This window comes from Pantoea sp. GbtcB22, from assembly GCF_019091025.1.
Taxonomy (GTDB): Bacteria; Pseudomonadota; Gammaproteobacteria; order Enterobacterales; family Enterobacteriaceae; genus Pantoea; species Pantoea leporis.
This window is the reverse complement of record NZ_JAGXKB010000006.1, coordinates 80,449-104,050: the sequence shown is the minus strand read 5'-3', so window position 1 is coordinate 104,050 and position 23,602 is coordinate 80,449. Positions and strand designations below refer to the sequence as shown.

Annotated in this window: 23 protein-coding genes and 1 tRNA gene; 13 read left to right on the top strand and 11 right to left on the bottom strand. The window is 55.7% G+C overall.

The features are described 5' to 3' along the window. Positions 1-7: 7 nt before the first annotated feature. The 3 genes from KVT28_RS18205 to KVT28_RS18195 all read left to right on the top strand — a co-directional run bounded on the left by KVT28_RS18205 (position 8) and on the right by KVT28_RS18195 (position 3,026). Positions 8-769 (top strand): GntR family transcriptional regulator, encoded by a 762-nt coding sequence (locus KVT28_RS18205; RefSeq protein WP_210081047.1) that lies wholly within the window; start codon positions 8-10, stop codon positions 767-769. Between the two features lie 32 nt (positions 770-801). After that, positions 802-1,917, top strand: a complete 1,116-nt coding sequence (locus KVT28_RS18200) for a mandelate racemase/muconate lactonizing enzyme family protein (RefSeq protein ID WP_217549560.1) — start codon at positions 802-804, stop codon at positions 1,915-1,917. 113 nt (positions 1,918-2,030) lie between these two features. Beyond that, positions 2,031-3,026: an acyltransferase gene (locus KVT28_RS18195; RefSeq protein ID WP_217549558.1), complete on the top strand. Its 996-nt coding sequence runs from the start codon at positions 2,031-2,033 to the stop codon at positions 3,024-3,026. Here the strand turns inward: KVT28_RS18195 and KVT28_RS18190 are convergent. The 3 genes from KVT28_RS18190 to xylA form a co-directional block, all read right to left on the bottom strand. Then, complete coding sequence (locus tag KVT28_RS18190) at positions 3,011-3,943, bottom strand: GlxA family transcriptional regulator (RefSeq protein WP_217549556.1); 933 nt, start codon at positions 3,941-3,943, stop codon at positions 3,011-3,013. The two genes, KVT28_RS18195 and KVT28_RS18190, sit on opposite strands and share 16 nt — an antisense overlap. Positions 3,944-4,156: 213 nt before the next feature. Continuing rightward, positions 4,157-5,599: a xylulokinase gene (xylB, locus tag KVT28_RS18185; RefSeq protein WP_217549554.1), complete on the bottom strand. Its 1,443-nt coding sequence runs from the start codon at positions 5,597-5,599 to the stop codon at positions 4,157-4,159. A gap of 17 nt (positions 5,600-5,616) precedes the next feature. Beyond that, positions 5,617-6,939 carry a xylose isomerase gene (gene xylA / locus KVT28_RS18180; RefSeq protein ID WP_061719300.1) on the bottom strand — a complete coding sequence of 441 codons (1,323 nt, stop codon included), beginning with the start codon at positions 6,937-6,939 and terminating at the stop codon, positions 5,617-5,619. Between the two features lie 345 nt (positions 6,940-7,284). Here xylA and xylF point away from each other — a divergent pair, with 345 nt between their 5' ends. From xylF to KVT28_RS18155, 5 genes are all read left to right on the top strand, one after another. Beyond that, a complete protein-coding gene (gene xylF / locus KVT28_RS18175; protein ID WP_101763858.1) occupies positions 7,285-8,277 on the top strand; it encodes a D-xylose ABC transporter substrate-binding protein in 993 nt (330 codons plus the stop codon). A 28-nt stretch (positions 8,278-8,305) separates the two neighbouring features. Beyond that, a complete protein-coding gene (locus tag KVT28_RS18170; protein ID WP_101763859.1) occupies positions 8,306-9,826 on the top strand; it encodes a xylose ABC transporter ATP-binding protein in 1,521 nt (506 codons plus the stop codon). Then, positions 9,819-11,000 (top strand): xylose ABC transporter permease XylH, encoded by a 1,182-nt coding sequence (gene xylH, locus KVT28_RS18165; protein WP_192236832.1) that lies wholly within the window; start codon positions 9,819-9,821, stop codon positions 10,998-11,000. Before KVT28_RS18170 ends, xylH begins: the two co-directional genes overlap by 8 nt. A gap of 93 nt (positions 11,001-11,093) precedes the next feature. After that, positions 11,094-12,272: a D-xylose utilization transcriptional activator XylR gene (gene xylR, locus KVT28_RS18160; protein WP_061719296.1), complete on the top strand. Its 1,179-nt coding sequence runs from the start codon at positions 11,094-11,096 to the stop codon at positions 12,270-12,272. A 61-nt stretch (positions 12,273-12,333) separates the two neighbouring features. Further along, positions 12,334-12,428, top strand: a tRNA-Sec gene (locus tag KVT28_RS18155). Between the two features lie 18 nt (positions 12,429-12,446). On the opposite strand, the gene KVT28_RS18150 is transcribed toward KVT28_RS18155, so the two are convergent. Then, the gene (locus KVT28_RS18150) at positions 12,447-13,106 is read right to left on the bottom strand and encodes a DUF1345 domain-containing protein (RefSeq protein ID WP_101763861.1); all 660 of its coding nucleotides are present in this window, start codon (positions 13,104-13,106) and stop codon (positions 12,447-12,449) included. A gap of 195 nt (positions 13,107-13,301) precedes the next feature. Here KVT28_RS18150 and KVT28_RS18145 point away from each other — a divergent pair, with 195 nt between their 5' ends. Together KVT28_RS18145 and KVT28_RS18140 are read left to right on the top strand one after the other, a co-directional pair. Continuing rightward, positions 13,302-14,345, top strand: a complete 1,044-nt coding sequence (locus KVT28_RS18145; protein WP_217549551.1) for a virulence RhuM family protein — start codon at positions 13,302-13,304, stop codon at positions 14,343-14,345. A gap of 111 nt (positions 14,346-14,456) precedes the next feature. After that, positions 14,457-15,305 carry an AraC family transcriptional regulator gene (locus KVT28_RS18140; protein ID WP_217549549.1) on the top strand — a complete coding sequence of 283 codons (849 nt, stop codon included), beginning with the start codon at positions 14,457-14,459 and terminating at the stop codon, positions 15,303-15,305. Here KVT28_RS18140 and KVT28_RS18135 read toward each other — a convergent pair. Then, positions 15,262-15,660 (bottom strand): helix-turn-helix domain-containing protein, encoded by a 399-nt coding sequence (locus tag KVT28_RS18135; RefSeq protein WP_217549547.1) that lies wholly within the window; start codon positions 15,658-15,660, stop codon positions 15,262-15,264. The two genes, KVT28_RS18140 and KVT28_RS18135, sit on opposite strands and share 44 nt — an antisense overlap. 314 nt (positions 15,661-15,974) lie before the next feature. Here KVT28_RS18135 and KVT28_RS18130 point away from each other — a divergent pair, with 314 nt between their 5' ends. Next, entirely contained in the window at positions 15,975-16,352 is a 378-nt protein-coding gene (locus KVT28_RS18130; protein ID WP_192414310.1) for a DUF1360 domain-containing protein, read from the top strand. A 30-nt stretch (positions 16,353-16,382) separates the two neighbouring features. Here KVT28_RS18130 and KVT28_RS18125 read toward each other — a convergent pair whose 3' ends face one another. After that, positions 16,383-16,847, bottom strand: a complete 465-nt coding sequence (locus KVT28_RS18125; protein WP_110868261.1) for an Rrf2 family transcriptional regulator — start codon at positions 16,845-16,847, stop codon at positions 16,383-16,385. A gap of 132 nt (positions 16,848-16,979) precedes the next feature. Here KVT28_RS18125 and KVT28_RS18120 point away from each other — a divergent pair, with 132 nt between their 5' ends. Then, positions 16,980-17,420: an acetyltransferase gene (locus KVT28_RS18120; RefSeq protein WP_217549544.1), complete on the top strand. Its 441-nt coding sequence runs from the start codon at positions 16,980-16,982 to the stop codon at positions 17,418-17,420. 1 nt (position 17,421) lies between these two features. Here the strand turns inward: KVT28_RS18120 and KVT28_RS18115 are convergent, their stop codons facing one another. Further along, positions 17,422-18,414, bottom strand: a complete 993-nt coding sequence (locus KVT28_RS18115; RefSeq protein WP_110868259.1) for a LacI family DNA-binding transcriptional regulator — start codon at positions 18,412-18,414, stop codon at positions 17,422-17,424. Positions 18,415-18,815: 401 nt separating this feature from the next. Here KVT28_RS18115 and KVT28_RS18110 point away from each other — a divergent pair, with 401 nt between their 5' ends. After that, positions 18,816-20,279, top strand: coding sequence for a sugar porter family MFS transporter (locus KVT28_RS18110; RefSeq protein ID WP_101763868.1), 1,464 nt, complete (start codon positions 18,816-18,818; stop codon positions 20,277-20,279). A gap of 45 nt (positions 20,280-20,324) precedes the next feature. On the opposite strand, the gene KVT28_RS18105 is transcribed toward KVT28_RS18110, so the two are convergent. From KVT28_RS18105 to KVT28_RS18090, 4 genes are all read right to left on the bottom strand, one after another. Beyond that, a complete protein-coding gene (locus KVT28_RS18105; protein ID WP_137384842.1) occupies positions 20,325-21,455 on the bottom strand; it encodes an ROK family protein in 1,131 nt (376 codons plus the stop codon). Positions 21,456-21,463: 8 nt separating this feature from the next. After that, the gene (gene dnaC, locus KVT28_RS18100; protein ID WP_110868257.1) at positions 21,464-22,204 is read right to left on the bottom strand and encodes a DNA replication protein DnaC; all 741 of its coding nucleotides are present in this window, start codon (positions 22,202-22,204) and stop codon (positions 21,464-21,466) included. Further along, on the bottom strand, positions 22,204-22,740 hold the full coding sequence (gene dnaT / locus KVT28_RS18095; protein WP_217549542.1) for a primosomal protein DnaT: 537 nt from the start codon (positions 22,738-22,740) through the stop codon (positions 22,204-22,206). Before dnaT ends, dnaC begins: the two co-directional genes overlap by 1 nt. A 111-nt stretch (positions 22,741-22,851) precedes the next feature. Next, on the bottom strand, positions 22,852-23,529 hold the full coding sequence (locus KVT28_RS18090; protein WP_192236815.1) for a hypothetical protein: 678 nt from the start codon (positions 23,527-23,529) through the stop codon (positions 22,852-22,854). Positions 23,530-23,602: the final 73 nt, after the last annotated feature.

The following is a 23,602-nucleotide window of genomic DNA, read 5'->3' as shown; positions in this document are numbered from 1 at the left end:
AAATAACATGGCAGGAAAATCCTCTACCGCTCGTCGTAAAAACAGCGCCCCGCTGGCGCAGGACGCGGCCACCGATAACAGCTGGAATAGCGCGCGTCCGCGCACGCTGGTCGATCACGCCGTGGATGCCATTCTCAGCGCCGCCTCGCGCGGCCTGATCCTGCCCGGCGATCGCATCGCAGAACCCGAACTGGTGGCGAAACTCGGTATGAGCCGCGTGCCGATCCGCGAAGCGCTGCGCATTCTGGAGAGCCAGGGCATTGTCACCAGCGAGCCGTATAAAGGTATCCGCCTGATGGAGATTTCGCATCAGCGGCTGGAGCAGATTATCGATGTGCGCATCCCGCTGGAGACGCTGGCCTGTCGTCGGGCGATTGAGGCCGGACGCAACAGCGCTGAGCAGCTTAATCAGCTCTATCAGGGCGTGGCGCAGATGCAGGCGATGATGCAAAGCGATAACGTTTACGGTTTTGCCTCCGCCGATACCGATTTCCACCGCACGCTGTGCAGCTTCGCGCACAACCCGGTGCTGAGCAATTTGTGGGAGTCGATTGCCCGTCAGCTGACGGTGATTTTCGGTCTCTCCACCATGGGCAAATCGATGAGCGACATCATTGAGGAGCATCAGCGGCTGATTAATGTCTTTGCCGATGGCGACATCGCCAAAATGACCGACGAGGTTGAGAACCATATCCGCATTCAGGCGCTGGACGTGGATTACGAAACCCTGATAACACAGCGCCGACAGCACCGTTCCGCTCTCGGCTAATTTCGCCTTGCCTTTACACCAGGGAAAACACCATGAAAATCATTAACGTTGAGGCGTTTTACCTGCGCCTGCCAGTGATTGAGCAGCGCACCGACAGCTCTCAGGATGCGCTGCTGATCAAAATCACCACCGATGCCGGCATCACCGGCTGGGGCGAAGTGGATGGCAGCCCGTATGTCACCAAAGCCATCATTGAAGCGCCCTATTCGCACACCATGGTCACCGGCCTGAAGTCGCTGTTAATCGGCGAAAACCCGCTGGAAACCGGCCGTTTATGGAAGAAGATGCACAAAGCCACCCTCTATTACGGCCGCAGCGGCGCGGTACTACAGGCGATGGCCGGCATCGACATCGCCTTGTGGGACATCAAAGGTAAAGCACTCGGCAAGCCGATTGTTGAACTGCTGGGCGGCGCCATGCGCGACAAAATGCGCGTTTACTCCTCCAACATGTTCCAGTTCAGCGTGGAAGAGACGGTCGCGCGCGCGCAGCATGCGATGGATACCGGCCATAGCGGCGTGAAGTTTGGCTGGGAGCCGTTTGGCACTGACGAAGCGCTGGATCTGCGCTATCTCGACGCCCTGCGTAAAGCGATGGGCGACGATGTGGATCTGATGCTGGATGTCGGCCACGTGTGGGATGCCAAAACCACCATTCGCCGCAGCCAGCGCTATGAACACCTCAATCTGTTCTGGATTGAAGAGCCGCTGCATCCCGATAACTACGCCGGTTACGGCCAGGTTTCCGCCGCCTGCCAGCAGCATATCGCCGCCGGTGAGCAAGAGTGTTCGGTAACGGGTTTCCAGCGCCTGATAGATGAAGGCGGCATCGATATCGTGCAGATCGACCTGACGCGCACCGGCTTTACGCAGGCAATGGAGATCGCCAGCTACGCGCACAGCCGTGGACGCAAAGTGTGCAACCACAACTTCACCACCGACATAAATACCGCCGCCTCGCTGCATTTCTTGTGCGCGATTGAGAATGCGCTGGTGATGGAGTATTGCGTCGAGCCGGGCGAGATCAGCCGCTCGCTGGCGAAGAATCCGGTGCGCATCGCCGACGGATACGCGTGGCTGCCGAGCGAGCCGGGCCTCGGCGTTGAACCCGACGAAGCGGTGATCGAGAAGTTTTTGGTGCGTGATTAACCAGGTCGCCATTTATGGCGACCTGTAACAGAGTGATCTGAATTACAACGCAAAAGGTTGTTGGCGCGCGGCTCACTGGCTACCCTTCTTCGCAGCGAATGCAAGAGGGTGCCATGCAGCAAAAAATTTACTGGATCGACAACTTACGTGCGGTTGCCTGCCTGATGGTGATCGTCATTCACACCACAACCTGGTACATCACCGGACCGATGGCGGTGACAGGCCTGAGCTGGGATGTGGCGAACCTGCTTAACTCGGCGTCACGCGTCTGTGTGCCGCTGTTCTTTATGATTTCAGGCTATCTGTTTTTCGGCGAACGCAGTGCACAAGGGCGGCATCTGCTGCGCATCGTGCTGTGCCTGCTGTTCTACAGCGCGGTGGCGCTGGCCTATATCACCTGGCTGACGCCGATCAGCGAAGGGCGGTCGCTGCTCAAACTGCTGCAAAAACCGGTGTTCTATCACCTGTGGTTCTTCTTCGCCATTATCGGCATCTACCTGTTATCCCCGCTGATTCAGGTGAAAAGCGTGGCACCGCGCTATGTCGCGATACTGGTGATCGTGCTGGCGGTGCTGGCGAATCCGAATACCGTGAGCCAATCGCTGGGGCCATTCCACTGGCTGCCGGTGAATCTGTATGTCAGCGGCGACAGCATTTACTACCTGCTGTATGCGCTACTTGGACGTGCGATTGGCTGTATGCAGACCGACAAGCGCAGCATCAGCTGGCTGGCGGGATTGGGCTTTGTTGCCTGCGTGATTGGCATTGCGCTCGGCACCAAACAGATGCTGAAAATCAACGGCGCGTTCAACGATACCTGGTATCTCTACTGCGGGCCGCTGGTGTTTATTGCCGCCATCAGCTTGTTGATTTTGTTCAAAAATACGCTGAATCAGCGCGCCCTGCCGGGACTCGCCACCTTCTCCCGCTATTCACTGCCAATCTACGGTTTTCACGCGCTGTTTATCCACTTTCTGCGCACCCATCACTACGACGATATGTCGCGCCCGTGGCTCGATTTGCCATGGGTGATGGGCGCGACGCTGATCGGCAGCCTGCTGCTGGCGATGGGATTACAACGCGTGGATAAGCGTCATCTGGTGAGCTGATCGTCCCAGCGCTGGTGCGCGCGGCGCAGCTGGCGTGCCGAGGAGAATCCGGCGGCCAGCGCCGCTTTCTCCGCCGCTTCGCCCTGCTGCTGGCGTTGCCGCGCAATCACTAAGCGCAGCTGTTCGTGGTATTCGCGCACGCTGATGCCCAGATGCTGGCGGAACAGGCGCGTCAGATGACGCTCGCTGACATGCGCCCGCTCGGCCAGTGCGGTAAGCGACCAATCGTGTTCGGGATGGGCAATCATTACATCCTGCGCGCGATGAATCGCCGGATGCATGTGATTGCGATAGCGCAGCCATGGCGACAGCTGCGGATCGTCGCCGGAACGCCGGAACCACACCACCATTTCGCGCGCCACTTTCAGTGCCTGCGGCGCACCGCATAGCCGATTGATGAGATGCAGCGCCAGATCGATGCCAGCGGTAATGCCCGCGCTGGTCCAGATGCCGCCATCTTCGACGAAGACCCGGTTATCTTTTACAAACGCTGCCGGTGCTGCTGCTTTCAGGCGCGGTAACACATCGTGATGCGTAGTGCATTGAATGCCATCCAGCAATCCCGCCTGCGCCGAGAGTAATGCGCCAGAACAGATGCACACCAGCGTGATGTGCTGATCGGTAATCGCTGTCTGCTGCTGGCGCAGCCAGTCACGCGCTATCGCGGCCGGTTCGGTGTCGAAACAGACGCGCGAATCGTGCACGCCGGGCACCACCAGCAGGCTGTTTTCCGGCAGTTGCGCGGGCAAGGGCGCGATGTCAGCGATGGTCATACCGGTGGAGCACAGCACGCTCGGCTGCGGGCCGATGTAGTGCAGCGCGAAGTGGCCGTCGGCCAGCTGCAGGGTTTCAGCGGGGCCAGTGAGATCCAGCGCCATCACGCCGGGAAGCACGAGGAAGAAGACGGACTGCGGCATGGTGAGCTCCGGTTGGGTTTGGTGTTTTTCCCCCTCACCCTAGCCCTCTCCCGCAAGCGGGAGAGGGAACCGATCGAGCTAATAACTCCCTCTCCCGTTTACGGGAGAGGGTTGGGGTGAGGGCAAATCAGGCCACTACATTTAACACAAAACCCCAATCATACCCGATAAAAACTCCAACACCCTGCCAAATCCAGCCATCACTCCTCCACATCAAGACATCAACGGCTGCAACTGCTGATACAAGCGCGCAAACACCTCGCGCTGTGGCTGATACGCCTGATGCCGCGCCGCATCCGGTTGATGCCGCTGCGCCAGTTCCAGCGACGGCCATTCGCTCGCCGGATCAACCGCCAGCTGCGCCAGTCGCGCCGCACCCAGCGCCGGACCGACTTCGCCGCCATGACAATAATCCAGCGTTTGCCCGCTGATATCCGCCAGCATCTGACGCCAGTACGCACTTCGCGCGCCGCCGCCAATCAGCATCACGGTTTTCGGCTGCACGCCGCACTCATGCACCGCATCCATGCCTTCGGCCAGCGCGAAGCCCACGCCTTCCAGCACCGCGCGCGCCAGTTCTGGTCGGCCATGCTGATGCGTTAAACCAAAGAACACGCCCTGCGCCTGCGGATTGTTATGCGGCGTGCGCTCGCCAGAAAGATAGGGCAGGAACCACACTGGCGGCACATCGCTGCGCGCTTTTTCCGCCTCACTTAGCAGTTGCGGCACATCGGCGCAGCCGGTCAGCGCCGCCGCCCAATCGAGGCAGGAAGCCGCGCTGAGAATCACCGACATCAGATGCCAGCGCTGCGGAAGCGCGTGGCAAAAGCTGTGCACCGCACGCTGTGGATTGCTGAGATAGCCGTCGCTCACCAGGAAATAGACGCCCGACGTGCCGAGCGACAGCATGCCTTGTCCCGGCTCAACCATGCCGACACCCACCGCGCCCGCCGCGTTATCGCCACCGCCCGCCACCAGCGGCACACTTTGCATGCCCCAACGCGCGGCGACATCTGGCAACAAGGTGCCGGTGATCTGATTGCCTTCAAACAGTTGCGGCATCTGGCTGCGTTGCAAATCGCAGGCGTTGAGCATCTCATCGCTCCAGTCGCGCTGCGCCACATCCAGCCACATCGTTCCCGCCGCGTCCGACATGTCGCTGGCGAACTCACCGCTCATGCGCAAGCGCAGATAATCCTTTGGCAGCAGCACTTTAGCCACCTGAGCAAAAACCTGCGGCTCATGCTGTTTTACCCACAGCAGCTTAGGTGCGGTAAAGCCGGGCATCATCAGATTGCCTGTGATGCGACGCGAATCCGGCACGCGCTTCTCCAGTTCCTGACACTGCTCGCCGCTGCGCCCGTCATTCCATAAAATTGCCGGACGCAGCACCCGACTCTCGCTATCCAGCAAGGTGGCACCGTGCATCTGCCCGCTCAGGCCAATCGCCTTCACGCCGCTGAGATCGTGCTGCTGGGCCAGCGCCTGCATGGCACGATCGGTCGCCCGCCACCAGCTTTCGGCATCTTGCTCGCTCCATAACGGCTGCGGCCGCGACACCTCCAGCGGCGCACTCTCCACTGCAATCACTTTGCCGTGCGCATCCAGCAATACCACTTTCACGCCGGAGGTGCCTAAATCGATGCCGATAACCATGCTGCGCTCCTGAAAAGTTAAAAATCAAACAAGTAGTGATTCACCAGATTCTCCAGCTGTTCCTGGCGTCCACTACGATGCTGTGGATTAAATTGCTGTTGCTGCGCCTGTTCCGCCAGCGCGGCAAGGGAAAATTCTCCCTTCAGGATCTGCTGTCCGAACTCGCCGTTCCAGCCGCTGTAGCGCTGCGCCACACGCTTATCCAGCTCGCCATCCGCCACCATACGGGCCGCGACTTTTAACGCCAGCGCCATGGTATCCATCGCGCCGATATGGCCGTAGAACAGGTCATATTTATCGGTGCTCTGACGGCGGACTTTGGCATCAAAGTTTAAGCCGCCGGTGGTGAATCCGCCCGCTTTGATGATTTCGTACAGCACCAGCGCATTCTCTTCCACGCTGACCGGGAACTGGTCGGTATCCCAGCCACACTGCATATCGCCGCGGTTAGCATCCACCGAGCCGAAAATGCCCAGCGCGATGGCCGTTGCGATCTCATGATGGAAAGAGTGACCCGCCAGCGTCGCATGGTTGGCTTCCACATTCACTTTGATCTCTTTCTCCAGCCCGAACTGCTTCAGGAAGCCATAAACTGTCGCGACATCATAGTCATACTGATGTTTCGTCGGCTCCTGTGGCTTGGGTTCAATCAGCAACATGCCGTGGAAACCGATCTTATGTTTGTGCTCCACCACCATCTGCATAAACCGGCCAATCTGCTCGCGCTCCTGACGCAGGTCGGTATTCAGCAGGGTTTCATACCCTTCACGCCCGCCCCACAGCACATAGTTCTCGCCGCCCAGAGTTTGCGTGGCCTGCATGGCGCTGCACACCTGGCTGGCGGCCCAGGCAAAAATTTCCGGATCCGGATTGGTCGCCGCACCCGCACCGTAACGCGGATGGGTAAAGCAGTTGGCGGTTCCCCACAGCAGTTTCACGCCGGTTTCCTGCTGTTTTTCCAGTAATTTATCGGTCATCACCGCGAAGTTTTCACGATAGCTTTTCAGCGAATCCCCTTCCGGTGAGACATCCACATCGTGGAAGCAGTAATAAGGCACATTCAGTTTATGGAAGAACTCAAAGGCGACATCGGCCTTTTGCTTCGCCAGCTCAAGCGCATCACCCGGCTTCTGCCACGGACGATCAAACGCGCCAACGCCAAACATATCCGCGCCGTTCCAGCAGAAGGTATGCCAGTAACAGGCTGCAAAGCGCAGATGCTCCGCCATGGTTTTACCGAGAATCACCTCGTCCGGGTTGTAATGACGAAACGCCAGAGGATTGCGGGTATTACTCCCTTCATAACGAACGCGATCAAGCTGGTCGAAATAGGCGTGCATAGTTAGCTCCTTAGCATGAGGACCCGAATGGTCAGCTTTGAGCGGTTATTGTGATGATGTAATTTACTGCTGCTCAATTACGATATTTAACACTCAACGTAAGATAATTATTATTTGTGCGCCAGCTCGCAAAATAATGTCGTTATTTTCATTCAGCCTCTCTCACGTCGTTTTTTCTGAAAGCGTTGAAATATCGATCGCGCTCATAAAATCGCAAATAAACCAAAAAACGTAATAGCCGGATAAAAATCAGTAATTGATGTCATCTGAAACTCAGGGCAACAATTCATCGGCCTGGTTATCAGCCTTACAACGACAACAGCCTCAACCTACAGGATTAATACCATGAACATGAAAAAATCACTGTTGGCCGCCTGCGCGGCTCTGGCCCTGTTTAGTCACGCGGGTAGCGCTAAAGAAGTCAAAATCGGTATGGCTATTGATGATTTACGTCTGGAACGCTGGCAAAAAGATCGCGATATCTTTGTTAAACAAGCCGAATCACTGGGCGCCAAAGTGTTTGTGCAATCGGCCAACGGCAACGAAGAAACGCAGATGTCGCAAATTGAAAATATGATTAATCGTGGCGTCGATGTATTGGTCATCATTCCTTATAACGGCCAGGTTTTAAGTAACGTGGTGGCAGAAGCGAAACGTGAAGGCATTAAAGTGTTGGCGTATGACCGCATGATAAATAACGCCGATATTGATTTTTATATCTCATTCGATAATGAGAAAGTGGGCGAATTACAGGCCGAAAGTATTGTGAAGCAAGTACCAAAAGGTAATTACTTTCTGATGGGTGGCTCGCCGGTGGATAATAACGCGCGCCTGTTCCGTGCCGGTCAGATGAAAGTGTTAAAACCTTATATTGATAATGGCAGCATTAAAGTGGTCGGCGATCAGTGGGTTGATGCGTGGCTGCCGGAAAATGCGCTGAAAATAATGGAGAACGCCTTAACCGCAAACAGCAACCACATTGATGCCGTTGTGGCGTCGAATGATGCCACCGCAGGCGGTGCGATTCAGGCATTAAGCGCGCAGGGACTTTCCGGCAAAGTCGCGATCTCCGGCCAGGATGCCGATCTCGCCGCCATCAAACGCATTATGAACGGCACGCAAACCATGACGGTTTACAAACCCATCACCGAACTGGCGACTGAAGCAGCCAAAATCGCGGTGGAACTCGGTGACGACAAACAACCCGCCAGCAACAGCAAGCTGAATAATGGCCTGAAAGATGTGCCATCGCGCCTGCTGAATCCTATTCCGGTGAACAAAGACAACATTGAAAGCACGGTAGTCAAAGACGGCTTCCACAAGCAGAGCGAACTCTGAGGCGCGAGCCCGTAAAGGAGAGAGGCCGATGTTGCTGGAAATGAACCATATCACCAAGCGTTTCGGCGCGGTGAAAGCCCTGGATGACGTGAGCCTGCAGCTGGAAGCCGGTGAAGTGATGTCGCTGTGCGGCGAAAACGGCTCGGGGAAATCGACCCTGATGAAGATCCTGTGCGGGCTGTATCCGCACGGTGACTTTGAAGGCAGTATCCATTTTGCGGGCGACGAGATTCAGGCGCAGACCATTCGTGATACCGAACGCAAAGGGATCGTGATCATCCATCAAGAGCTGGCGCTGGTGCGGCAGCTGACGGTGATGGAGAACATTTTCCTCGGCGCAGAGCTGGGACGTTTCGGCATGGTGGATGACGAAACCATGACGTTGCGTTGCCAGCAGCTGCTGGAGCGGGTCAAGCTGCAGGTATCGCCGGATACGCGCGTCGGCGAACTGGGATTAGGCCAGCAACAGCTGGTGGAGATTGCACGCGCCTTGAATAAACAGGTGCGCCTGCTGATCCTCGACGAACCGACCTCTTCGCTCACCGAACAGGAAACGGAGGTGCTGCTTAGCATCATCAAAAACCTGCGCGAACATGGCATCGCCTGCATCTACATTTCGCACAAACTCAACGAGGTAAAAGCGATTTCGGACACCGTCTGCGTGATCCGCGACGGTCAGCATATCGCGACCCGCGCGGCCGCCGGGCTGAGTGAGGATGACATCATCACCATGATGGTCGGGCGCGAGCTGACGGCGCTCTATCCGCATAGCCCACACGAGATTGGCGAAAACCTGTTGCAGGTAGAGAACCTCACGGCGTGGCATCCCATCAACCGCCATATCCGCCGGGTGGATAACGTCTCTTTTAGCCTGAAGCGCGGCGAAATTCTTGGCATTGCCGGGCTGGTTGGTGCCGGGCGAACCGAAACCGTGCAGTGTCTGTTTGGCGTTTGGCCGGGACGCTGGCAGGGCGATATTCATATCAACGGCAAGAAAGTCCGTATCAAGGACTGCCGCGCCGCCATCGCGCACGGCATCGCGATGGTGCCGGAAGATCGCAAAAAGGATGGCATCGTGCCGCTAATGGGCGTGGGCAAAAACATTACGCTGGCCGCGCTGGACCAATTTAGCCCCCGGCTTTCGCTGCTGGATGACGCGCAGGAACAACAGGCAATTAATCAGGCCATTACGCGATTGCGGGTGAAAACCTCGTCGGCGGAACTGCCGATTGGTCGCCTGAGCGGCGGCAATCAACAGAAAGCGATCCTCGCTAAATGCCTGCTGCTCAATCCAAAAATCTTAATTCTTGATGAGCCTACACGCGGCATTGATGTGGGCGCGCGCCAGGAAATCTATCTGCTGATCAATTCGCTAGTGCAGCAAGGGATTGCCGTGATTGTCATTTCGTCTGAGCTGCCCGAAGTGCTGGGCCTGAGCGATCGGGTTTTGGTGATGCATGAAGGCAAAATCAAAGCCGATCTGATTAACGATAACCTGACTCAGGAGCAGGTGATGGAAGCCGCCCTGCGGAGTGAACACTATGTTTAAGACCGAAAGTACGCAACGCGGCCTCACTACGCCGGGTAAAGGTGCGCCAGGTAAATTCTCGCTGCCAAATCTGCAGGTGCTGGTGATGCTGGGTGCGATTGTGCTAATCGCCCTGTTCTTCACCTGGACCACCGACGGTGCCTGGCTCAGCGCACGTAATGTTTCCAACCTGCTGCGCCAGACCGCCATCACCGGCATTCTTGCGGTCGGCATGGTGTTCGTCATTATCTCTGCGGAGATCGATCTCTCGGTGGGTTCGATGATGGGGTTGCTCGGCGGTGCTGCAGCTATCTTTGACGTCTGGCTCGGTTGGCCGCTGCCGCTCACCATCGTCGTGACTTTGGTGATGGGTTTGCTGCTCGGCACCTGGAACGGCTGGTGGGTGGCTTATCGCAAAGTTCCGTCGTTTATTGTCACGCTGGCGGGGATGCTGGCGTTTCGCGGCATTCTGGTCGGCATCACCGATGGCACCACGGTAGCGCCTACCAGCCCGGCGATGTCGCAGATTGGCCAAAGCTATCTGCCTGGCGGGATCGGATTTGGCTTCGGCTTTGCTGGCCTGGCGCTGTTTATCCTCTGGCAATGGCGCTTGCGTCTGCGTCGCCAACAGCTTGGTCTGGCGCAAACTTCCGTCAGCGGTGCGCTGGTGCGACAGGTCGTCACCGCCATTCTGGTACTGGGCGCGATCTGGCTGCTCAACGATTATCGCGGCGTGCCAACGCCGGTCTTGCTGCTGGCGCTGCTGCTGCTCGGCGGCATGTTTATGGCGACGCGCACGGCCTTTGGTCGCCGGATTTATGCCATCGGTGGCAACCTGGATGCCGCGCGCCTTTCCGGCATTAATGTGGCCCGCACCAAGCTGGCGGTTTTCGCCATCAATGGCGTGATGGTGGCGATTGCTGGCCTGATCCTGAGCTCACGCCTTGGCGCGGGTTCGCCTTCGGCAGGCAACATTGCCGAGCTGGATGCCATCGCCGCCTGTGTGATTGGCGGCACCAGCCTGGCGGGCGGTGTTGGTTCGGTGGCGGGCGCGGTCATCGGCGCATTTATCATGGCGTCGCTGGATAACGGCATGAGCATGATGGATGTCCCGACCTTTTGGCAGTACATCGTCAAGGGCGCCATCCTGCTGCTGGCAGTGTGGATGGATACCGCGACGCGCCGCCGGGTGTAATCGCGTGGGGGATCACAATGTGGCGCAAATTCTTTCTGCTGTCCGTCGTGCCATGCTATGCAAGGTGCTGTCGATTTAGGAGAGTGCGCCACGATGCATGAGAAACGCTTTCGCATTACGTTGCTGTTCAACGCCAATAAGGTCTATGACCGCCAGGTGGTTGAGGGCGTCGGTGAGTATTTACAGGCATCACAAACGGATTGGGACATTTTCATTGAAGAGGATTTTCGTTGCCGCATCGACAATATCCGTGAATGGCTGGGCGACGGGGTTATCGCCGATTACGACGATCCCTCGATTGAAAAACTGCTGGCGAACGTGTCGGTGCCGATTGTTGGCGTTGGCGGATCGTACCATCAGCCGCAGGACTATCCGCCGGTGCATTACATCGCCACCGACAACGCCGCGCTGGTCGAGAGCGCCTTTTTGCATTTGAAAGAGAAAGGCGTGAACCGCTTTGCATTCTATGGCTTGCCCGCAGCCAGCGGCAAACGCTGGGCGCAGGAGCGTGAACATGCGTTTCGCCAGCTGGTGGCGCGCGAGCGTTATCAAGGCGTGGTTTATCAGGGCATGGAAACCGCGCCGGAAAATTGGCAGCACGCTCAAAACCGTCTGGCTGACTGGCTGCAAACCCTGCCGCAGCAAACCGGCATTATCGCCGTCACCGATGCGCGTGCGCGCCATCTGCTGCAGGCCTGTGAATACCTCAAAATTCCGGTGCCGGAGAAGCTCACGGTGATCGGGATTGATAACGAGGAACTGACGCGTTATCTGTCGCGCGTGGCGCTCTCGTCCGTGGCGCAGGGTTCACGCCAGATGGGTTATCAGGCGGCAAAACTGCTGCATCGCCTGCTGGATAATCAGCCTCTGCAACTGCAGCGAATTCTGGTACCACCGGTAAAAGTGATTGCGCGACGCTCCACCGATTTCCGCTCCTTGCACGATCCTGCGGTGATTCAGGCGATGCATTACATCCGCTTTAACGCCTGCAAAGGCATTAAAGTTGAACAGGTGCTGGATGCCATCGGCATCTCGCGATCGAATCTGGAAAAACGTTTCCGCGATGAAACCGGCGACACCATTCACGCCATGATTCACCGCGAAAAACTGGAGAAAGCGCGCGAGCTGCTGGCGTGTTCTTCGCTGAGCATCAATGAGATCTCACAAATGTGTGGTTACCCGTCGCTGCAATATTTCTATTCGGTGTTTAAAAAGAGTTACGCCAATACGCCGAAGGAGTATCGGCAGCTTCACGGTGAAAACGTGCTGTGACGCACGGCTGAGATCAAGAATTCCGCCGTGATTGTCGCTATACTCCTGCGGCATCTTCAAAGGAAGATCGTCGTCTCCGGTGAGGCGGCCGGATTTCAAATCCGGTTGGGGCCGCCAGCGGTCCTGGGCAGGTTCGACTCCTGTGATCTTCCGCCACTTTTTTGTTTCATTCAGCTAACTCAACAACCCCGCCCCCACATTCACCGACAATCCCAAAATCGCCAGATTGAATACAAACGAAATCACCGACTGTAACAGAGCGATTTGCCGCATATCCGTGGTGCCCGTTGCCACATCGGCGGTTTGCGATGCTACCGCGATGGTGAAAGAGAAGTAGAGAAAATCCCAGTATCCCGGCTGCTCGGGCTTTTCAGGAAAGATCATCGGCGTGACATCCTTGCTGCGCCGCAGATAGTGATGGTGCGCGTAATGCATGGCGAATGACGTCGGAAGCAGCGCCCAGGAAACCACCAAGGTTGCCGCTGTCAGCAGCAGATGCAGAACGCGCGGCGTTCCCGTCAGGCTCTTCAGCGTGGTGAGCTCCATCAGGATCGCCAGAATGCTGACCAGGCAGGTGAGCGTTACCATACTCAACACCAGCGTCGCGCTTTCATCCTCGATTTTTGCAATATGCGGAATATCTTTGGCCTCAGTGCCTAACATGCGCAGCCACAGAAAAGCGAGATAGAGCCATGCCAGCACGTTCCAGCCAATCAGCAGCCGCTGCAACATGCCCAGATGCGCAGGCAGGAAGAAATAACAGGCCACGCCAGCGACTATCGAAATCAGCAAACGCAGGCGCGCGCGAAGGTAATGCATCAAGGAAAGGCTCATGGTGTCAGAGGCTTAGTGAAGGAAGGTGGATAGGTTAACTGTAGACGCTGATAAAGGGGTTGTAATTGCGGAGCACCCCAACCGTTTACCAAATCTGCTGCGCTGCAGTTGATAAAATAATCGCCAATCGACTAATGAGCTTCATTGCGTCTCTCTGGCATACTGTGCACCAGATCCTAAAAGAGCGGAGGCGACATGTCAGAGGAGCAATCCACACCATCACCAGCAGGCGAATTTGTCATGTTTGCGAGCGGCGATGGGAAAGTGCGGGTTGAATGTCGCTTCGAGCAGGAATCGCTTTGGCTTTCGCAAGCATCAATCGCCACCCTTTACCAAATCACGCCGCAAGCCATTACACAGCACATTAAAGCGATCTATGACGAAGGCGAACTTGAACAAAACGCAACCTGTAAGTCTTACTTACAAGTTCAACAGGAAGGAACTCGTCAAGTCAGCCGCAATACCCTTCATTACAATCTGCCAATGATTCTCGCTATCGGTTATCGCGTCCGCTCTGCTCGCGGTACTCAGTTCCGCCAATGGGCAACGCAAACCCTGCAAGAATATTTGATTAAGGGATTTGTGATGGACGATGAGCGGCTGAAAAATCCGCCGGTTGGTTCATCCGCAGTACCTGACTATTTCGATGAAATGCTGGAGCGTATTCGCGACATTCGCGCCAGTGAGCGTCGGATGTATTTACGCGTTCGCGAGATTTTTGCCTTAGCGGCTGACTATCAACCTTCCCTCAAAGAGACCACGCAGTTTTTTCAAACCATTCAGAACAAATTGCACTTTGCCTGTACCGGTTATACCGCTGCCGAGCTGATTCATTTGCGCGCCAACGCCAGCCAACCTCATATGGGTTTGACCAGTTTCAAAGGTGAAGAGGTGCGCAGAAGCGATGTCACCGTGGCTAAAAATTATCTGGTTCAGGACGAAGTGAGCGAGCTTAATCGCGTGGTCACGATGTGGCTGGATTTCGCAGAAGATCAAGCGCGCCGCCGCCAGCAGGTTTTTCTTCGCGATTGGCAGAGCAAACTCGATCAATTTTTGCAGTTTAACGATCGCGATGTGCTGCAAGGTGCAGGTTCAATCAGTAAGAAAATTGCCGATGAAAAAGCGCAGGCTGAATACGGTCAATTCGCCGAGCAACAGCGTCGTTTAAAAGAGGCAGAAGGTGAAAACAACATCGCCGGTCTACTGCAGTGGCAGACAAGCCCTAAGAAATCGAAATGATCGCCGCTGGGCCGCATCCCGCCCTTTCACTCCTCAACTTATACACACCCACGCTTTACTTCCCCACCTATCTCCGCCACTTTGCTCCTTCATCGCATTGTGGAGCCAGGCATGTTAATCCATCCAACCGATACTCTGACTTTTTCCGGCAATCCGCGTCAGGCTGAGCTGCGTCAGCGCCTGCTGCAGCCGGATGCGCCGAAAGTGATTGCCGCTGCGTTAGCGAAGCAGCTGGACCGTGAAACCTTCACCCATCGCCACGCTGCCGGGCAGCTCTTCTGTTTGAAGCAGGGATTGATGACGGTGAAAACGCCGTCGGGTATTTTCGCCAATCCGCCGCGACTGGTGGGCTGGATTCCGCCCTACTTTGAACATGCGATCATCGGGCCGGGCCCGGTGCTTGGCTGGACAGTATTGGTGGACGACGCGCTGGCCGCACCCTTGCCGGATCATCCCGTCCTGCTTTCCTGCCCGTCGGTGCTGGAGCCGCTGGCGGAAAGACTGGCAACCTTGTCGCCCGATCACTGGGGCAGCGCGCGCTACCATCGCCTGTGCGAGGTGTTCCTGGATGAGTTATATGAATCGACCGAACATCCGCTGACGTTACCGCTGCCAGTAGAACCGCGCTTGCTGCAGATTGCGCGCCTGTTAATGGACGACCCCGCCGATACGCGTACCGGGCCCGAACTGGCGCGCTGGGCAGGACTCAGCCCGCGCAGCCTCAGCCGTCATTGGGCCAGCGCGGTCGGCATGAGTTTGACGCGCTATCGCCAGGTTTCACGTTTACTCAAATCACTGGAAGGATTGGCCGCGGGCAAAAGTGTGCAGCAAGTGGCGTGGCAGGTCGGATTCGACAGCGTTAGCAGCTACATCAGCGCTTTTCGCAGCGCGTTTGGCTCAACGCCCGGCAAATACTTTACGCCGCCAGCCGACTCTGCGGATGCAAAAACAGCAAACTAGCAGGCCCATCAATGTCCGGCAAACTGTGCTGATATTTGCGACGGAACGCGCCTGGCGGCAGGTCGAACATGCGGCGGAAGGTGCGGCAGTAAGTTTGCTGCGAGTCGAAGCCATATTTGATGGCGATATCCATCAGCGGCATATTGCTGTTCAACAGCGCAATCACCGAAACCGTTAACTTGCGCTCGCGAATATAGGTACCCAGCGCGACGCCGGTGTAACTGCGAAACAGTCGCTGCAGATGCCACTGCGAATACCCCGCGCGGCGCGCTACGGTTTCCAGAATGAGTTTCTGCTCAATGTTGTCCTCAATCCAGAGCATCAGTTGCTGCATAAAGGCGGCGTGCATATCCATCTTTCCTCCTGATGTCGAAATGAATACCGTGATACCGATAAATCGTCGCACATCCCGTAGCGGCGCGATTTATCGCGCAATAAATTGCGCCGCTACGATCAGTGCGCTCTGAAATTTCGGTGTCAGCGATTAACTGATAAGCATTATAAGAAGACGTTAGCTGGCTATGTGATGGTCAAAAGCCAATAAATAACGATAACTCGCCAATTTATGGCTGTTCCTACAGCTAGGACTCTTCGGCATCTTGTAGCCAAATGCATCATGTAATATTGTTAGTTACATGAAATGATACTTTGAGATGAAAAGGAGAATGTATGAGCAGCTTAATAATATCGAACCTGTCAATATGCCTGGCGATCGCACTGGCATCGGCCAGTATTTCCATGACAATTACCCAAACTGAGCTATTCGCGGGATTACGCGCATGGACCGCTAAAAAGAACGCATTATTGGGTCACTTGTTTCATTGCTTCTATTGCATGAGCCACTGGGTGGTATTTTTCGGCATGGTGGTTTATCACCCTGATTTATTACATAGCGGAATGGCAATTGCTGACTGGCTGATGACAGCATTTATCACCCTCACGCTAACAACCTTTATTAATGGTTTGATGTTTAAGGTTTTCCAGGCGGCCATTACTACGCACGTCATGAAGCATGAAGCACAAATCACCTTACAAAAACAGGATTAACCGATGTGATGAATAGCCGGGAAAAATCGGTTATTCACTGCATTTAGGGAAGGTATCGGACGGGAGGCCAAGTTTAGCCATTTTACTCAGATAATCGTCGCTAATATCGGCAACAGTAATTTGGCTAAAGCGCTTCAACAACAGCGCTTCCGCTTCGCTAAGGGTTTGATCGAGTTGCGCATCAACGGCATGCTCAACCAGACAAGGCGAGGGCTCCGCAGCCGGGCCAATGCTAAACAGCGCTGGTGCGCCGATTGCCTGATAAACATCCAGCAGGGATATTTCCGTTAACGCCACACGCAGCTCCCATCCACCACCGTGCCCTTTTTCTGACACCACATACCCTTTATCACGCAGGCCGGACATCATCCTGCGCACCACCACCGCATTAGTGCCCAACATTTTAGCCATCGTTTCTGAAGTGGCGCGTTTAACGTGCCGATCCAGATGTATCAGTGCGTGCAACGAGCGGGACAAGCGATTATCGCGCGGCATAAATCATTCCTCTAAAATTCACCACACTCTAACAAAGGAGTAAAGTGGCAACAATTTATCGCGCTATCATCGAGTCAAAAGCTTAATCATCAGCGTTTACGGATATGACACGAAAATATCAAGGAGAACACCATGAAAGGAATTCACCCCGCGCAGAGGAGCGATTTCGAGGCGATAACCACGGTATGGGAAGCCTCGGTGCGGGCGACGCATCATTTCCTGCAAGATGCGGATATCCGCGCTCTGCGCCCGTTAGTGCGCGAGCAATATTTGCCGATGGTTGAGCTGCGTGTTTATCGCGATGAACAACAGAACATCGTCGGTTTTCTCGGCGTGGCGGATAATCGGCTGGAGATGCTGTTTGTCGCGCCGCAAGTGTTTGGTCTCGGCATAGGCAAACAGCTACTGCGCTTCGCCATCGAACAAATGAATGTCACCGAACTGGATGTGAACGAGCAGAATCCGCAGGCGCTAGGTTTCTATCAGCATCAGGGATTTGTTATCACCGGCCGCTCGCCGCTGGATGGTCAGGGAAATCCTTTTCCGCTGCTTCATCTGCGCTATGCGCCGTGATTTAAATGGTCGCGCCCATTGAAAGGCGATAATGCAGGTCGACCTGCTCGATGGTGGGCTGCTGGTTGATCTTTTTCAGGATGATCTCCGTCGCCACTTTTCCCATCTCAAAGCGCGGCGTGATCACGCTAGCTAAGCGTGGCGTGGTTGCCTGACCAATTTCCAGCCCGTGAAAACCGGCAATCGCCATCGCTTGTGGCACGGCAATGCGCGCCGCCTGACACTCCTGCAGCACGCCAACCGCCAGATCGTCATTGGTACAAAGAATCGCATCCATCTCCGGATAGAGCTGGCGCGCCAGCGTCATCATGCCGGTGCCAATCGATACCGAAGAGACCTTGTTCGGCACAATCCGGCCCGCAGGCAACCCGGCCGCTTCAACCGCATCGCGATAACCGGCGTAGCGTTGCTCATCACGGCGATCGGACATCGAACCAAAATAGATAACGCGCTGTTTGCCGCTGGCCAGCAGCATCGCCGTCATGTCGTAGCCGGCGCGATAGTTGTCGAAGCCCACATTGATGCGTCCCCGCGCCTCGGTCAGCCCCATCACTTCCGCCACCGGAATGTTGGCGGCGTTTAGGTATTTTTCTGCGCGCACGGTGTGCACGGATTCGGTCAGGATCAGCCCTTTGATGTTAAAGGCCAGCACCGTGGCGATCTGCTCCTCTTCACGCTGGGCGTTGTAGTCGTAATTGACCACCAGCGTTTGATAACCGTGCGCGCTGGTCACCGATTCAATACCCGCCAGCAAGTCGGCAAAGATTTGATTATTAAAAGAAGGAATTAACACGCCGATGCGCGGTGGGTTCTGTTTGGTCGCTGAGACATTTTCGCTATCCGCGACGTAGCCAATTTCGGCAATCACGCTGGCGATTTTCTCCGCCGTTTCCGTTTTGACCTTTTCCGGCGTGCGCAGATAGCGACTTACCGTCATTTTGGTGACGCCCGCCAGGGTAGCAATATCGTCCAGAGTGATGCGCTGCGTTTTCATTACGGCGTCCGCAAAGAGGGGCTGATAATCAACGTATTATGCCCGTTGCCTGTTAAAAAATGAAACGCACCCGTGCGCTCCGTCGGGTGAAATAAACCCGGCAAACCCACGTATTCAACAGAATGAAAATTCCAATAAAAAGCAAATTGTGCAATGCCCTTACTGAGTGAGTTGATGAAAAACCTATCATTTCATTGGGCTATAAGCATACTCCTGACGACTTATTCGGCAATTTTCGCCACCCCCTTCACACTTTTCGGAAAAAATGATCCAAATACCATCATTTAGAACATATATTCCAACACGAAGACCTCGCGTGAATAAAAGTTGAACATCGAAACCTACACCACCCTCTTTCTGGACAAGTAACGTTCAGGCCGTAGAGACAAGGGGCTATAACAATGGATACCAGGCAAAAACGCTACAACATGAAGTATGTCATTCTCTGCTGTACTGTCGCGGCATTCGGCGGTCTGCTGATGGGATATGACTCTTCCATTATCTCCGGTGCAATCGAACCCTTAAGTGAATATTTCCAGTTAACGCCCGCTGAAACCGGCTGGGCCGTTTCCAATATCCTGCTCGGCAGTTTGATCGGCTGCTTTATGGCACCGCGCCTCAGTGACAAGCTGGGACGTAAAAAATCCCTCGCCATCACCGCCCTGCTGTTTACCGTTTCGGTAATCGGCACGGCGCTGGCGCATAACTTCACCGTGTTCGTCATCTTCCGCATGATTGGCGGATTAGCGATTGGCCTGGCGTCGGTAATTTCGCCTATCTATCTGGCCGAGCTGTCGCCTTCGAAGTTTCGTGGCCGTACCACCGCGCTCTATGCGGTGTGCTGCGTCGGCGGACAATCGGTGGTGTTGCTGACCAACTACTTCATCACCAAATCCACCTTGCCGGATGTGATGATCAACATGGGCTGGCGCTACATCCTCGCCACCGCGCTGGTGCCGTGCGCGCTGTTTATTTTGTTCATCGCCTTTATCCCGGAATCACCGCGCTGGAACGTGCTGAAAGGCAAGTACGATGAAGCGCTGGATACGCTGACCAAAATCTCTAACCGCGAACATGCCGAAAGCGTGTTCAACGAAATCAAACATTCGTTTTCTGATAAAACCGCGCAGCAGCACAAATCGCGTCTGCGTCTGGATAAAACCACCATTCCATTGCTGATTGTCGGCATCGGTTTGGCGGTGGGTAACCAGATCAGCGGTATCAACGTCATTCAGTACTTTGGGCCAACCTTGCTGAAAAACGTCGCGGGCAGCACTGACTCAGCGCTGCTGCAAACCTTCTGGCTGTCGATTTGTCAGTTTATTGGCGTGCTGGCGGGGATGATGCTGATCGATAAAGTCGGTCGTCGTAAGCTGCTGCTGCTGGGCGCAATCACCTCTTGCGTGTGCCTGACCTACTCCTTCATCGCCTTCTATTACCACTTGCCGGGTATGCTGGCGGTTATTGGCCTGTTCGCTTACATGATTTTCTTCGGTATGACGTGGGGGCAGATCGTCTGGACGGTGCTGGGCGAAGTGTTCCCAACCGAGATTCGTTCGATTTGCGTGGGGATTTCCATCTGCGCGATGTCGATGGCCAACTTTGTTATCAGCAGCACCTTCCCGATCATGAACAGCAGCCCGATGCTGCTGGATATGTTCCACGGTGGCTTCCCACTGTTGCTGTTCGCGATCTTCTCGCTGGGTATGTACTTCTTCACCTTCCGCTATCTGCCAGAAACGGCCGGCGTGTCGCTTGAGAAGATTCATGCGCTGGTGCTGCGTAAATTTAACGTCGAAGCAGAGTTGCCGGAGACGACGTCCACCGTGAAGGCGAGCGAATCATTTGATATTCCACGGCATTAATCGGTAAGGATAGGGATCTGCAGGGCGCCCTCTATGGCGCCCTTGTTAACTCAGGCGTTCGTACTGCTCAATCACCGCCAGCGCTAAGCCGTTGGCCGGATCGATACGCAGCGGCAAGAAATGCAGCGCGGTATGGGCGAAGGTAAAGGCCAGCGCACCGGCCTGCGCCGCCTGCTGCACCGCCTGCACAAACGCTGGCTGCGCATTCCACGGCCCATCAATAATGATGCTGGCCGGATTCACCAGCTGCATCACCTGACTCAACGCGTTGCCCAAGTGGGTGCCCGCCTGCGTCATCACCTCTTTCAGGATTTCCGGTTCGCTCTCGCCATTCTGCCAGCGCAGGCCCGGTTTACGTTTTGCCAGCTGCTGCTGAATGGCCGGCTTGCTCACCAGCGTTTCCAGACAACCTAAGCGGCCGCAGCTACAGCGTTCGCCGTTGGGTTGCACGGTAAGATGGCCGATCTCGCCCGCCGTCCAGCTGCTGCCGGTAAACACTTCGCCGTGTTCCACCAGCGCGCCACCTAATCCTTCAGAAATTCGCAGATAGAAATGGCTTTGCGACTTATTCAGTTCGAGTTGCTGCACCGAAAGCAGGGCCGCCGCTTTGACGTTATTCATGATGCGCAGCGGCAGCGGCATCTCGTGGCTGAGAATGGTCATCACATCCACATCCTGCCAGCCCAAATGCGCGGAAAAATGCACCCAGCCGCGATGCGGATCGATGATGCCAGGGAAACCAATCGCCACGCCGAGCAGCTCGGGATGCGCCGCGTGCAAGGTCTGGCACACTTCCACCAGCTCATGCAGCAACTGCTCGGGATCGCTGGTTTCGGTACGCCAGGTTTGCTCGGCAATCACCTGCGAGAAATAGTCGCACACGCGCCAGTGAATTGCCTGGCGCTCCACCATGATGCCCGCGCTTTTCAGCTTTTCGGCGCGCAGCGAGATTTCGATTTTCGGTCGTCCTGCTGACGCCACGCTAACCGGGCCGAGCTCATTGATCAGCCCGGCTTCCAGCAAATCATCGACAATCAGTGAAACGGTGTTTTTGCTCAGCTCGAGCGCTAATGCCAGATCCTGGCGGGAGGTGATGCGGGTGGTGCGCAGTTGCATCATCACCCGCTTCAGGTTGTTCAGGCGAAGTAGTGCTGGACCTTTACCGGCTGCTTTCATAGCACTCCTCAATACTCATCACCGCGCACACGGCTGCGATAACTTTCCCAGTCAAAGCGCACCCACAAGCTGTTGCCGAGGCGCATACGGTCCATCACGCGTTCACCCAGCAGCGAATTCATGCCGGCGGGATCGAGGTTCGATAACATGCCCGTTGGGCGTTTCGACGATGAGCGGCGATCAACAATCTGATTGATGATCACTTTTTCATAGCGCGATTCACTCTGCATGCCGATCTCATCGATCACCAGCAGATCCACATGGCTGAGATCGTGCAGCAGGCGCTCTTCAGTTAAATCGCTGCCGCCGCTGAAAGTGCCTTTCATGCTCGACATCAAGTCGGCCACGGTCACAATCAGCACGCTTTTACCGCGAATAATCAGATCGTTACCAATCGCTGCGGCAAGGTGGTTTTTACCGGTGCCGGGACGACCGGAAAAAACAAAACTGGAGATGCTGTTTTCAAATCCGGCGGCGTATTCGCGCGCCATGGCCAGCGCTTTGCGCTGCCCATCATTTTCCACGCGATAGTTGTCGAACGAGCAGTTCATGTGCAGCTCGCGGATGCCCGAGCGCCCCATGATGCGCTGCATTTTCATCGCGCGGTTTTCTCGCACAATCGCTTCCGAGCGCAAGCGGCCCTGTTCCTGGTTCCAGGCCAGCAGCTCCGCGCCGCTTTTGAATTTCGGCTGCACTTCGGACGGCATCATCTTTTTCAGGCGACTAAAAAGATCGTTCGGCGTTTTCATTACTCACCTCGGAATCCATCGGGAATATCGTAATCAGTATTGCTGATTTGCGTGAGATCGCGCTTTGGCTGTCCGCCATTGGCGGCGCGATTCATCTGCACGCTGCGCGCTAGCTTCTGCTGCCACTGCACATGATGGAACAAACGGCCTTCCGCCTGCCAGTACGCCACAAACGTGGCCAGCTCGGCGGCGGTAACCGGTTCACTCAACGCCACGCCCCAGATGGCGGCCTGACGCTGAAAATCGCCATCGGGCTGCCAGCCTTCATACATTGCGAACTTGCCCACCGGCGTGGCGATGGGCGCGCTTTCGGTCTGAAACAGACTCTCATCCAGCGTGACATCATTGGGCTGCTGCGCGGCGGCTTCCAGCGCCAGCAGCTGCGCCAGACGCTGCGGCGTGAGCGCATAAAACGCCGGCGTATTGTTATGCAGCACCGCCAGCGTGCCGTTATCGGCCTGCTGCAGCACGGCGAGCGGGTCATGGCAGAAGCCATCCAGCCCCACCAACGTTGAAGATAAGATTTTGACTGACATGAAGAAACCTGACGTTAACCAGCATGGTGCGCCGGGCGGCAAATTCAGCCCGGCGTTATGCGGTAAGTGTACCTGTTTTAGGACAAGTGATCGTCAAAAAGGTCGCAGCGATTAGCGTGGCATCGTCAGCGGTTCGGCGCGATCCACATGGCGTGACGCGTGCGGCACCCGAACCGCGACAGGCTGCGGCCGGGTTTGCCAAAGATAGCGAGCCGATGCGATCAGGCACAGGCTGTAGCCAAACATCTCGCTGCCCTCTTCCGCCATGTTTTTTACCACGCGGTTATAGCCATCGAGCATCAGATGTTCCCACAGCTGATGCATGCCAAACAGGCGCGAAAACACCAAAATAGCCAGTAAACCTGCGGCCATCATCTGCCAGCTGCGATGCTGAACCAGCGACGCCAGCCCGGGCAGGATCTGGCGCGGCTGGCGGAAGGCCATCGCCAGACAGGCCGCCGTCGTCGCCAGCGCAAACCACAGCCAGGCGCCGTGCCTGATGAAATCGAACAGGAAGTCCATCTCACGAATCAGCATGCAGCTGTAAAAACCGCCGACCAGGATCAGCACGCTGCGTTGTGATGGCCGCTGCCAGGCCGAGAGGAAATAGAAGGTGGCGATGAGCAAGAGCATCAGCTCCTGGGTGATTTCGGTGAAGGAGGTTTCGTGCAGGGCATCGTTCATCCAGTTGACGTCGATGTAGACCATCGCCATACAGAAAACGAGCACCAATCCACTGATGAGAAAGGCCGTAACTTCACGGCTAATAAGAATAATATTGTTGCGCATATTGTGACCAAAGTAATGATTAGCGCGCTTAGTATATGGACCTCAAGTTTTGTCACTTCTCTTTTTATGCCGA